The 12,336-nt window shown below is 68.4% G+C and carries 8 protein-coding genes and 1 pseudogene; 4 read left to right on the top strand and 5 right to left on the bottom strand.

Annotated features, from left to right (window positions below; all coding sequences use genetic code 11):
- Positions 1-2,072: AAA domain-containing protein (locus ABZV31_RS37595; protein ID WP_355901331.1), on the top strand; the 2,072-nt coding region annotated here is incomplete at its 5' end.
- Between the two features lie 187 nt (positions 2,073-2,259).
- Here the strand turns inward: ABZV31_RS37595 and ABZV31_RS37590 are convergent.
- The 3 genes from ABZV31_RS37590 to ABZV31_RS37580 all read right to left on the bottom strand — a co-directional run bounded on the left by ABZV31_RS37590 (position 2,260) and on the right by ABZV31_RS37580 (position 3,987).
- Positions 2,260-2,877, bottom strand: a complete 618-nt coding sequence (locus tag ABZV31_RS37590) for a restriction endonuclease (protein ID WP_355901330.1) — start codon at positions 2,875-2,877, stop codon at positions 2,260-2,262.
- Positions 2,878-3,215: 338 nt separating this feature from the next.
- Entirely contained in the window at positions 3,216-3,518 is a 303-nt protein-coding gene (locus tag ABZV31_RS37585) for a hypothetical protein (protein WP_355901329.1), read from the bottom strand.
- Positions 3,493-3,987, bottom strand: coding sequence for a DUF433 domain-containing protein (locus tag ABZV31_RS37580; RefSeq protein WP_355901328.1), 495 nt, complete (start codon positions 3,985-3,987; stop codon positions 3,493-3,495). The genes ABZV31_RS37585 and ABZV31_RS37580 overlap by 26 nt, the downstream gene beginning before the upstream one ends.
- A 933-nt stretch (positions 3,988-4,920) precedes the next feature.
- Here ABZV31_RS37580 and ABZV31_RS37575 point away from each other — a divergent pair.
- Positions 4,921-8,937, top strand: a complete 4,017-nt coding sequence (locus ABZV31_RS37575) for an AAA family ATPase (protein ID WP_355901327.1) — start codon at positions 4,921-4,923, stop codon at positions 8,935-8,937.
- Positions 8,938-9,534: 597 nt separating this feature from the next.
- Here ABZV31_RS37575 and ABZV31_RS37570 read toward each other — a convergent pair.
- Both ABZV31_RS37570 and ABZV31_RS37565 read right to left on the bottom strand, forming a co-directional pair.
- Positions 9,535-9,924 (bottom strand): annotated as a pseudogene (locus tag ABZV31_RS37570) (LacI family transcriptional regulator); the annotation flags it as partial.
- Between the two features lie 216 nt (positions 9,925-10,140).
- Positions 10,141-10,362: a hypothetical protein gene (locus tag ABZV31_RS37565; protein ID WP_355901326.1), complete on the bottom strand. Its 222-nt coding sequence runs from the start codon at positions 10,360-10,362 to the stop codon at positions 10,141-10,143.
- 332 nt (positions 10,363-10,694) lie between these two features.
- Between ABZV31_RS37565 and ABZV31_RS37560 the strand changes: the two genes are divergently transcribed.
- Both ABZV31_RS37560 and ABZV31_RS37555 read left to right on the top strand, forming a co-directional pair.
- On the top strand, positions 10,695-11,483 hold the full coding sequence (locus ABZV31_RS37560; protein ID WP_355901325.1) for a GntR family transcriptional regulator: 789 nt from the start codon (positions 10,695-10,697) through the stop codon (positions 11,481-11,483).
- An 8-nt stretch (positions 11,484-11,491) separates the two neighbouring features.
- The gene (locus tag ABZV31_RS37555) at positions 11,492-12,295 is read left to right on the top strand and encodes a glycosyltransferase family 2 protein (protein WP_355901324.1); all 804 of its coding nucleotides are present in this window, start codon (positions 11,492-11,494) and stop codon (positions 12,293-12,295) included.
- Positions 12,296-12,336 lie beyond the last annotated feature (41 nt).

The following is a 12,336-nucleotide window of genomic DNA, read 5'->3' as shown; positions in this document are numbered from 1 at the left end:
CTGTCCAGCCGCATCCTCGGCTGGCCCTCGATTGGCTCGGCGAGGAGCAGGCCGCCCAGCTCGCGGACACGTACCAGCCCTCCTGGCACCGGGGTCAGCACGACCGTATGGCGGTGGACGTGCACACCCTCCTCACGCAGGAGTTCGAGCTGCCGTGCGTGCAGGAACTCCACCCCGACCAGCTCGCGGACCGCATCGACATCCATACGCCCGGCCATGGTGCCCGCAACACCGCAGTCCTCTTCACGGCCCTGCCCGAAACCGGCTTCACGAAGCGGCTGCTCGACGATTTCGCCGACATCGCGAAGAATACGGACCGGATCCAGGCGACCGCCCTCGGCGCCCTCGCGCCCGACGCCTCGGAGCGCACCCGTGCACTCGCCCTGACGGATCCAGAGCCGACGCACCTGGTGACGCCCCTGCCCTGCAACGAGGCCCAGGCCGCGGTCGTCCACTCCGCCATGACCCGCCGCCTGACCGTGGCCACGGGCCCGCCCGGCACCGGCAAGAGCCAGCTGGTGGCCAACCTGGTGGCCACCGCAGTCACCAGCGGCCAGACCGTTCTGGTGGCGTCCACCAACAACGAGGCCGTGGACGAGGTCTGGCGCCGCTGCGAGAAGCTGGTTCCCGGCAGTGTCGTACGCACCGGCTCGGCCCGCAAGAACGCGACGAGCTACGCGGAAGCCGAGGCCGCCGCCCTGCACGAGCTGCGCGCTGTCGCGGAGCCCGCTCCCAACGTGGCTACGGCGGCCATGGACGTCGAGGTGGCGGCCGACCGCCTGGCGCAAGTGCAGCACGACCTCGCGCGCATCGCCACAACGGAGCGGAACCTGCGCCGGGCGGGCGAGGCCCGCGAGGAGCACGCCGGGCAGCTCGGCGTCTCCATCGGCGCACTCCACGGCCTGCTCGGCGGGTTACCGCAGCCGAAGGACGTGGAGGACAGGGCACGCCGCCTCGCCCGCGCCTGGTTCCTTGGGTCATGGCGCCGGGCGCGCTTCCTCCGTAGGACCGGCCTGGGTGCGTACGACGACGACCTCGTCGAAGGTTGCCTCGCGCTCGCCGGCTTCGCCGCCGCCGAGGCGGACTGGCGCGACGTGCACGGACAGGTGGCCTTCGTGGACGACACAGCACTCGCCGGCGCACTGCACGATGCCGAGACCGCCGTCCAGGCTGCCTCGCGCACCCTCCTCGGCAGCACGGTCCAGGCCAACGCCCGGGCCGGACGCCGCCGCATCCTGGACCTGCTGCGTGCCCGGGACAGCGACCGCACCGATTGGCCCGCGGTGCGTGAAGTCCTGGGCCGCGCACACGGGCAGACGGACAAACCCGCGGTGGCCGGCTGGGCCGTCACCAGTCTCTCCGCCCGGCGCTTCCCTCTCGCCCCGGCCCTGTTCGACCTCGTCGTCATCGACGAGGCCAGCCAGTGCGCCATCCCGCACGTCCTGCCGCTGCTCTTCCGCGCGCGGCGCGCCCTGGTCATCGGCGACGCCATGCAGCTCGCGCATATCACGAAGACCGGCCCAGAGCGCGAGGCCCTCATCCGGCGCAGGGTCGGACTGCGATCCGACTGGCTGGAGAAGCACCGCCTCGCCTACCGGCGCCACTCCGCCTTCCACGCCGCAGAGAGGTCCGTCGGCGGCACGCTGCTTCTCGACGAGCACTTCCGCTGCCATCCGGACATCGCCGCGATTTCCAACGACCTTTTCTACGAAGGCAGCCTGACCGTCCTCACTGACACCCGTGACCGACCCGCCCTGCGCGGTCGAATGGGTCGGCAACCAGCTGAACCTCTGGAACGTCGCCATCACGCGGGCACGCAGCCACCTCATCGTGGTGGGGGACAAAGACCTCTGGCGGAAGCGGAGAGGTGTGGCCGCCGCCCTGCTGGACGCCGCGGAACACGATGGCTCACACCCCCGCGACGACGGGGACGTACTACTCAAGCGCCTCTACCAGGTGCTCTCTCGACAGGCGGGAGCCACCGTCACCCTGGGCGAGAGCGTCCACGGACATCCGGCGGACGCGCTGGTGCGAGGCGCCGACGGCACCGCGCCCAGGGCCGTACTGCTTGATCGGGGACCGGAGGAGGACGCCGACGCGGCACGCCACCTGCGGCTGATGCTGCACCGCCGGAAACTGCTGGGCAGCGGCGAAGAGGGAGACGAAGCCACCCGCTGGCCTGCCTGGAGGCTGTACGACATCGGCGAGGCTGAAAGAGTGTGACCCCGTACTCCGTCTCCGTGGCCTCCCGAAGCAGGGTCACTCTCCGTACGCCTGCTTCCACCGCGTCCGGTGACGGGCGCCGCCCTGACCGCCTCCGTTCACTTCGCCGAGCGACAGCAGGGAGGCCCCGCTATTCCACAGTCCCAGGTGATCGCGGTGTACGGCCAGGATTCCGTGCTGCACCGCGAACTTCTCGGAGGGTCGGCTGAACCGCGTGGTCGTCACGAACACGGCCACGTCGGCTCCGAAGTGCACCTTGGCCCCCAGCAGGTCGCGCATTTCACGGCTGGCGATCGTGCTGGTCGGCGCGTACCGCTTACACTGGATCACCATGGTCCGGCCGTCCGGAAGGCGGCCAACGACATCAGCTCCGTTGTCGTACGCACCGCCCACCCGGCACACCTCTGTACACCCGTCCCGTCGGCAGAGGCTTGCGACCAGCTCCTCGAACTCCGTGCCCGTCATCGCGTCCACCTCGGCAAGCGTCCGTCGCCCGGCACGCAGCATGTCAGCCTGCCGCCAGAGACGGTCCCGCTCACGCGCCAACCCGTCTGTGCGCCACAACCACCAGCCAGCCATGCCCATGCCGCCCAGCAACAAGGCCCCGGTGATGTAAGGCCAGGCCACCGGCCAGAACACCACCAAGAGAACCATCGCACCGCACCCGCCCGCTGCGGCCCGCTTCAGCCGCGCCTCCTTCCGCCTCCGCGCAGCCGCACCTCGTCCGCGCCGAGCCGCCATTCGGGCCTCCACTCCCCCGTCGTCCCTGTACGGCAGTCTGACCAACGACGGTCGGCACGAGTAGAGCGCGGAGTCGGCCATGGCCGGATCAGGCGCCACGGCCTGGCAAGTGCTTCGGCGGAGATGCCTTCGGATCGATGATCTGGAGACGGTTGTGGCGCGAGGGGTCGACGGCCGTGAGGGACACCAGACGCTGTCCATCCGCCCCTTCGAGTTCGGCAATGGCGTGCGGCAGCGCGCGCACACGGTGGCTATGGCGGTGTCGAGGCCGACCAGGCCACCGTGCTTGTTGTTCTGGCGGTACTGGATGCGGTGGAGTCCTGACGCGCGATCGCCTCCACCTCCATGGGCCGGTTCAGTTGCTTGGCGTCATTGGTGATGATCGCCTGGAAGCCCTCCGCCTTGGCCTTCGCATACAGCTCGATGTCCTTTGTGCTGGCCCAACCGTCCAGTTCATGGACGTGTACCACGTCGTGCGCGGTCAGCAGGATGCGCAGGGTCTGGGGACGTTCTCGTCGAGCAGCAGCTTCAAGCGGCAACCTGCCGAGAGCCATCGCCGTAGCTGTCCACGTAGTCGCTGAAATCGACCGCGTCGCGCGCAGCTGCAGTACTGACGCCTGGATAGAAGTCGCTGACCCGGTCGGGAGGGACACCGTCCCTCACCAGGGCAGCTACCTCTGCTGCCGGGATCCGTGTCCCTTCGATGACCGGCTCACCGCCGCGCACTGCGGAGTCGACCGCAACGTGGTCGCGTGGCTTTAGCAGGTCGGGGATGTGGCGGCCACCCTTATAGAAGGGCGCGAGCACGTCCACCAACTGGTGGATGACCACGTTCCCGCCTTTGATCAGATCGACTGCCTGGTCGGGCTCCGCCAGGTAGATCGTGTCTGGTCCCACCACGAGCGCGTAGGAGGACAGGGTGTGCTCCCGCTCGCCCAGGTCCTCCCTGAGTGTGTCCACGGCCCTGCGGATTTTCTGCAGCGACGTCTCATTGCGGAGCTTCACGCATGCCCGCAGGGCCACCACGTCACGGAAGGAGTACAGGATCGGGCGTCGGAGATCTCAGGCACGAGGAGCGCGCCCTGCTTGCCGGAAGCACGGCGCCAATGGGAGAGCTGCCGCAGCGTGGCACCGGTATGCCGATACGGAACGAATGGATGGTCTCATCGGCCAAGGTCGTCATTCGGGGGATGCTACGTCCGGGAGCGCACCGGCCGCCCCCTTTCATCACCAAACTGGTCACGCTGCGTGAGATCTGGACTGGCCGTCCGTCGTCCCCACCGACGCGGAGGTGTTCCGGTGCCTGCGTGGCGCTCACTCGAACGGTGGATGTCGTCCTCGCCGACGCGGGGGTGTTCCGACGCACGGCCACCCTCCGGTCTACAAGTACGTGTCGTCCCCGCCGACGCGGGGGTGTTCCGCAACTCCGCCCGCCCAGACGAGCCGCCGACCCGTCGTCCCCGCCGACGCGGGGGTGCTCTGGCCTTGATCTCGTGGCCCTGGATGAGTCCTCCCAGGGCGTCCGGCACCGGTCCCTCCCCTCGTGGGGACCGGTGCCGAACGATGCGGGCGGCGTCGATCCGCGCCGAACGGGCGCGGATCGAGGAAAGGCCGGACCCGTGGCCGACGCGATAGCAGTCCGTATAGGACCGGCTCCGCGAATCCCTCAAAGCCCACGCGGCGAGACCGTCGCCACCGTCTCGCAACTCCATTCGCCACCGTCTCGCAACTCCAGCGGAAGCTGACCGAGAACATGCGGCGTCATGAGCTGCCTCTCCGAGCGCTGAGCTGGTGGCCTGTCTGGCCGATGCGCGGTTGGTTCGCTGCTGCGTCGAGATCCTGCCAGCTGTGGCTCCTGCCGAGGAGGTTCCGGCGTCGGACCAAGGGCTTAACCGCAGGTCAGCCGTATAAGGTGAGTTTTCCGGTCCGGATGTCCAGGTGCGGGGGAAGTAAGGGGTGGAGGCCTTGAGTTCCGACTCAGGGGCACGCACAGCCTTCGCGGAACGTCTCGCGCTGCTGTACAAGGAGGCCGGCAACCCTCCCCTCAAGAGCGTGGCCGAAGCGGTCGTCCGGCTTCAGCGGGTCGACGAACGAGGGCGGCCCGTGCGGGTGTCCGCTCAGCGGATCAGTGACTGGCGACGGGCCAAGAACGTGCCGGCCCAGTTCGCCGCCCTCGCAGCGGTGCTGCACATCCTGGTCCCCGAAGCACGGCGCTCGCGGCCCGCGCCGGTGTCCACGGGCCTGTACGACCTGGCCCAGTGGCAGCGCCTGTGGGAGCGCGCGGTGGCCGACCCGGTCGGCGACCGCCCCGCGACATCCGGGGAGGAGAAGGACCGCCCCCCGGACGAAGCCCCGACCGTCCCCGGTGGTGTGTGCCCCTACCGGGGGCTGGCTCCGTACCGCCAGCAGGACGCCGGGTGGTTCTTCGGTCGGGAGCGGAGCACGGATGCCCTCGTTGCCCAGCTCCGCGCGGCGGAGAAGACAGGTGGCTTGGTCATGCTCGTGGGCGCATCAGGGGCGGGAAAATCCTCCCTGCTGAACGCCGGCTTGGTGCCCACTTTGCAGAACGGCGCACCGGGCGAAGAGAGCAGCCAGGCGAGGGAGGTGCTCCAGCTCGTGCCGGGAGGCGATCCCCTCGCGGAACTGACCCACCGGATCCCTGATCTCGCGCACGTCGTCCCTGCCGCGGAGGATCCGGCGGCGAAGGAGCCCGGTACTCCGCAATTCGCGCATGCGGTGAGGGAGGCCGTCACGGCATGGGCGCAACGCGAGACATCCTCAGCCGCCCGTCCGGTCGTCATCGTGGATCAGTTCGAGGAGGCGTTCACCCTCTGCCCCGACGAGGCGAACAGGCGCACTTTCATCCAGCTCCTCCACGCTGCGTGCTCGCCCGCCGACCCGGGTGACGCAGCCCCCGTGCTCGTGGTCCTCGGCATACGCGCCGACTTCTACGAGCAGTGCCTCGGGTATCCCGAACTGGCCGACGCGCTGCAACACCGGCACATGGTGCTCGGGCCGCTGACCACCACGGAGCTGCGCGAAGCGGTGACAGGCCCGGCCAAGGCCGTGGGTCTGGAACTCGAACCGGGGCTGGCGGAGCTGATCGTTCGGGAAGTGAGTACTGACGGCCCCCGTGGGGCGCACGACGCGGGGGTGCTGCCGCTCCTCTCCCATGCCCTGCTCGCCACCTGGCAGCGACGGAAGGCGGGAAGGCTGACGCTGGCCGGCTACCGCGCGGCGGGCGGAATCCAGGGAGCGGTGGCGGCGACCGCCGAGCGGGCCTGGTCCAGCCTCGACCCGGCAGCACGCACGGCCGCGAAACTGCTCCTCCTCAGGCTGGTCCGGCTGGGCGAAGACACCCAGGCGACCCGTAGGCGGGGGACGCGGCGCCAACTGGCGGAGGAGTCGACGGACCCCAACAAGACGGAGGAATCGCTCGAAGCACTGGTTCGCGCCCGATTGGTGACACTCGACGCGGAGACCGTGGAGATCACCCATGAAGCGCTGCTCCACGCCTGGCCACGCCTGCGCAACTGGATCGACGAGGACAGGAACGACCACCTGCTGCGCCAGCGGCTGGAGGAGGACGGCAGGGCCTGGGAGGGCTCGGACCGCGACACGTCACTGCTCTACCGGGGATCCCGTCTGGAACAGGCCCACAACTGGGCAAAATCTGCCGGTGACACCCTCCTGACCCGGAGCGCAGTGGAATTCCTGGCTGCTTCGGTCAGGCTGCGCAAGCGGACAGTCTGGATCAGCCGTAGTGCGGTGTCGGCTCTAGTCGTCCTGGCGGTGCTGGCCGTCGGTTCGGCGGTGGTCGCGTGGCAGCAGCGGGACGATGCCGTGTTCGAGCAGGTGCTCGCCGAAGCCGATCGCGTCCAGTACACGGATCCGTCGTTGTCCGCTCAACTCGACCTCGTGGCACACCGCTTGCGGTCTGACAACGAGGGCACGAACAACCGGTTGATCTCGATCGTGAACGCGCCGCTGGCCACACCGCTTCTCGGCCACACCGGCGCCGTCTACCTCACCTCGTTCAGCCCGAACGGGCGGATCCTGGCCACTGCCAGCTACGACCGGACCGTTCGACTGTGGGACGTGACAGACCCGACTCGCCCCAAACCCCTGGGCAAGCCCCTCACCGGTCACACGAGTTGGGTGAGCAGCGCGGTCTTCAGCCCGGACGGCCGCACCCTCGCCAGCGCTTCGGACGACGGCACGATCCGGGTGTGGAACGTGCGGAATCCCAGCCACCCGCACCTGCTCGGTGCTCCCTTGACCGGCCATGCCGGCACGATCTACCTGCTCGCCTTCAGCCCGGACGGACACACTCTGGCCTCCGCCAACGAAGATCACACCGTTCGCCTGTGGGACGTAGGCGACCCGCGCCGGCCGAGGACGCTCGGTGCCTTGACCGGCCACACCGCCGCCGTGCGCTCCGTGGCATTCAGCCCAGACGGACGGACGCTGGCAGCCGGTGGCGATGATGACACGATCAGGCTGTGGGACATGGCCGATCCGCGTCATCCGACGCCGATCGACGCGATGCTGACCGGCCACAACGGCACGGTGCACTCCGTGGCCTTCAGCCCCGATGGCCGCACTCTCGCCAGCGGCAGCGCGGACGACACCATCCGGCTCTGGAACGTGGCCGCCCCACGTCACGCGACACCGCTCGGCGCTCCGCTCACCGGCCACACCGGTCCCGTATGGTCAGTGGCCTTCAGCCCCGACGGAACCATGCTCGCCGCCGGCAGCGCAGACAGCACGGCGAGCCTGTGGAACGTCAGTAATCCGGCATACCCGTCGCAGGTCGGCGAGCCTCTCGCGGGCAGCAGTGGCGAGATGTACGCCGTGGGCTTCAGCCCCGATGGACGAACCCTCGCCACCGGAAGTGGTGACAACAAGGTCCGCCTGTGGTCGATACCGACGTCGGACATGATCGGCCGAATCGGAGCGTTCCGCCCGGATGGGCGGGTGCTCGCCACGGCCGCGCGCGACGAAAGGGTTCGACTGTGGAACGTGGAGACTCCCAACCGGCCCGTATTGCTGGGCAAACCGTTCATGCCCGGGGAGGGTGACGTGCGTTCGCTGGCGTTCTCCCCCGACGGCAACACACTCGCGGTGCTGACGGGAAACCGCGCAGTACAGCTGTGGAACGTCACCGACCCGACTCGGCCTGCTCCCCACGGGCTGCCCGTCGCGCTGCGGACACGGTTCGCGGGCCCCGACGCGCTGGCATTCAGCGCGGACGGGCGCACGCTGGCAACCGCCCATGACGACCGCACCATACAGTTGTGGAACGTCAGCGACCCGTCCCACCTTCTTCCGCTGGGCGTGCCGCTCACCGGTCACACGGGCTACGTCAACGCCCTTGTCTTCAGCCCGGATGGCCGAACTCTCGCCAGCGGCAGCGCTGACGGCACCGTCCGGCTCTGGAACGTGGCCGAGCCACGTCGTGCCGCCCAACTCGGCGCGCCTCTCAAGGGGCACCTGGGACCCATCAACGCGCTCGCCTACAGTCCGGACGGCCATACATTGGCCAGCGGCAGCGACGACGGCACGGTCCGGCTCTGGGACGTCACCGACCCCCTCAAGGCAACCCGGCTGGGCTCCACCCTCACGGGCCACACCGAAGCGGTCGTGTCGCTGACGTTCAGCCAGGACGGCCGCACCCTGGCGAGCGGCGGCAACGACGACACGGTCCGGCTCTGGAACGTCACCCTCCCGTCCAGGGCCGCGCCCATCGGTCAATCGATGAGCCCCAACGCCAAAACAGGCAATTTCTTGTCGTTCAGTCCCAACAGCCACATGCTCGGAGTGTCGAGCGGCGCCGATACCGTCCGGCTGTGGAACCTGGACGTCGACGAGGCAATTCGTCGCATTTGCTCGATCACTCGGGGCGTTCTGACGCCGGAAAAGTGGCACGAGTATCTGCCCCGCCTCTCGTACGAGCCTCCGTGCGGTCGGTAACGGCGCCGAGTCTCAACCAACGGCACGCCCCCGACCGTCAGGCCGGATGCCTCCGGTTCGCTCTGCAGCGCCCTTGGTTCTCTGTTTCCACCCCCTTGCAAACAGCGCTTGCGTGATCCCGGTCACACCTCCTCGGTGCAGCTGAGCAGTCGACTCCCGCCGCACAAGCAGCCTTGTTACTGTTGGCCACAGCCCGATCGCTGGTGCATCCCCCGTCGCCAGCGGTCGGGCGCTTGCATGTCCTGCAGAGAACATGAACAACGTGGACAGGGGTGTGCGGAAGCGCTCATCACACACCCTGACGTGGCAAGATCTCGCCGTCCGGTGGTTGCCGTGAGCTCATCCACTACCAGGCATCCAATGACGCGGGACTTTTCGATACAGCGGGGCAAATGGTCCGCATTAAGGCAATAGGCCCCTTCCCCTAGCCTGACGGCCCCGGTCAGCCAACTCTCTCCGGTCCGCCGCGGGAGTAGAGCCGCGCTTCGTGGCGATGGCCATACTTATCGCAGATCAGGCCCGGTTTCCAGAACGGAAACCGGGCCTGATGCGTTCTCTGAACCGTCTCGGGAGTGAGCGGGGAGTGGAGCATGGATATCGCGCGATGTGCCCCTTGACCAGCCGGATCAGCCAGTCCATCGCGTCAATGGTCCGGTACGAGTCGTCCTTGGGCGGGCAACGGTGCAACTGCCCTGTGTCCAGCTCGTAGAGCTGCCACTCGATCCGTACCGCTGCGGGGCGTACGAACTCCGTTTCCGAGCCGACGATTTCGCCCCACCGCATGCCCGTGCAGCCCTTCAGCACCATCGCTACGAACTCGTCGTCGCGCCCTGACAGGAGCGAAGCCTGCTCGGCGACAAGAAGGATGCCGAGGGCGTCGGTCACCACCTTCTCCGGCGCGCGGTTGCGAGACTTCCCCGCGCGCTTTCCGCGCCCCCGTCGCTTCGCGGCGGGGTTGGAGTCGCGGAGCCCTTCGTCGACCGCGTCAGCAAGGATCGTGTGCGCTGTTGGAAGTCGTCGAGGACGTACTCCTCGGCGCCGTGAGCCAGTTCCTCGAACTCGGAAGCCGTCACGGCTTCCTGGGCTCCGACGTAGGTACGCATGGATCTCTCCTGGGTCCTGGATGGGATGGATCGGAGAGTCAGAGGCGGTGGGCTTCCTTGACCCGTCGACCACCGCCACTGACCGCGGGTCGTGGGGTGTTCAGACGCGGAAGCGCCGGGGGCCGGCGAGGCGGCCGCCCAGGTGGTACGCGATGGCCACGAGCACGTAGCCACCGAGGGCTGCCACGGAGGTCTTCCGCCAGTCGGCGCCCAGCGCACGGGCGTCGTGGCCGCTGATGACCGCGGCGAGAAGTGCGATGACGAAGGAGATACTGGCCAGCCGCCTGCGCAGCGGCGTCATCGGCCGGGTGCAGCGAGCCACGATGTCCAGGTCGTCCGGACCGGCTGAGGCGGACCGATGTACCGGAGACGCAGAACGCTACGAGCTTTCCGTCGCTGTGGTCGGCGACGCCCACCACACTGCCCAAGGCCATGTCGCGGTGATCTCGAACGACATCGCCGATCGTGATCTTCATCGAGTCCCCCTCCGGGAGTCGGGCCGGGACGTCGGCGACGCGCGCGGCGTCCGCCCACCGGGTCACCCCACTCGTCAAGACCTCTTTAGGAGTCATAGGCTGATGTCGGAGTTGTTGGCTTACTGGCTTGCCAGCCGGCTGACGCGTCAGGCCCCAGACCACGAATCGGTGAGCACCAGTGCCAAAGGCGTACGAAGTGATCGCGGACGACCTCCGCCGATCCATCCGCGAGGGGGAACGCAAGCCGGGTGACCGGCTGCCGTCGGAGACGAAGCTCGCGGAGGTCTACCGGCGGAGCGTGCCGACTGTCCGAGACGCGCTCCGGGTGCTGCGCGAGGAAGGGCTCATCGAGAAGGAGCACGGCCGCGGCAACTTCGTCCGCCGCCCCCGGACACTTGCGGTCCGCGACAACAGGCGCCACCAGTGGGAAAAGAACCGTGCCCGCAAACCCCTGACCCAACGTGCCCAGACCGGAGCCACGGAGCGCGACACCGGCCTCGAACTCCAGGACCTCGTGTTCTACGCGAAGTATCGCGAGATCAAGGCGCCCAAGGATCTCGCGGAGGCGTTCGGCGTCCCGGAAGGCACCGCACTTCTCGAACGGACCTACCGGACGCGGTATGCGGCGGAGACGGCCCCGTTCAACCTGGTGACCTCGTACCTGGTCCGCGACATGGTCGCCGAGAACCCCGACCTCTTGGACGACCGCAACGAACCCTGGCCCGGCGGTACCCAGAACCAGCTCTTCACAGTGGGCATCGAGCTGGACCGCATCGAGGAACGGTTCACAGCACGCCCGCCGACGCCGGAGGAAGCGGAGGAGCTGGAGCTTCCGCCAGGAACGTCGGTGATCCTCCTTCGGAAGACGTCGTACGACATCCATGACCGCGTTGTAGACATCTCCGACGTCACGCTGCCCGGCGACCGCACGGAGCTGCTCTTCACCACTCCCCTGGAAAGGTGGTGAGTGCTGCCGTGAGCCGGCGCATCATCATCGTCACGGCCGTCCACGCCCCTTCGGCACCGTTCCTGCAAGAGGCGTACAAGTCGCTGTGCGAACAGGAGTTGCCCGAGGGCTGGGAATGGCACTGGGTGATCCAGGAAGACGGGAAGACGGATGCCGTCGCCCCGCACGTACCCGACGACGCCCGAGTGACCTTCCATCAGGGCCGACCGGGCGGCCCTGGCGTTGCGCGCACGATTGCGTTGGCGCACGCCGAGGGCGAGTACGTGAAGGTCCTGGACGCCGACGACCAACTGACGTCGGGGGCGCTGGCCCGTGACCTGGCCGTACTCGAAGGCGACCCGTCGATCGGATGGACGACCTCCCGAGTCCTGGACTTCATGCCAGACGGCTCCACGGTCGGCTTCCCCGGAGACCCGGACAACGGCCCGATCGAGCGCGGCGCGGTGCTCGACTTCTGGAAGACGAACGGTTTCCGCGCCCAGGTCCACCCGGCGACGCTCTTCGTCCGGCGCGATCTCCTGCTCGCGCTCGGCGGATGGATGGCCTTGCCGGCGTCCGAGGACACCGGCCTCCTCCTCGCGCTGAACTCCGTGAGCCGCGGTTGGTTCACGGAGGAGGTGGGACTCCTCTACCGGAAGTGGGAAGGCCAGGCGACCGGCCAGGCTTCGCACGTCGACCCCGCCGAGCGTGACGCGCGCATGGCGGTGGTGGAGGCCAGGGCACGGGCGCTGGCGTACTTCCGCTGGCGCTCCCCGGTCGAGAAATTGTCAATACTTGTGGATGGCTCATCAGCAACGGTAGGTGGTGAGTGACGAGGCATACTGTCAGTCGTGACGACGTATGACCGCATCGG

The organism is Streptomyces sp. NPDC005202 (genome assembly GCF_040608235.1).
Lineage (GTDB): Bacteria > Actinomycetota > Actinomycetes > Streptomycetales > Streptomycetaceae > Streptomyces.
Note: the sequence above shows the minus strand (reverse complement) of the source record. Positions and strands in the feature narration are given on the sequence as shown.

What these genes read in the sequence shown, in the direction of transcription:
- ABZV31_RS37585 (WP_355901329.1), bottom strand. Translation starts at nt 3,518, where the DNA reads ATGGCTCTCGGCAGGTTGCCGCTTGAAGCTGCTGCTCGACGAGAACGT.
- ABZV31_RS37590 (WP_355901330.1), bottom strand. Translation starts at nt 2,877, where the DNA reads ATGGTTCTCTTGGTGGTGTTCTGGCCGGTGGCCTGGCCTTACATCACC.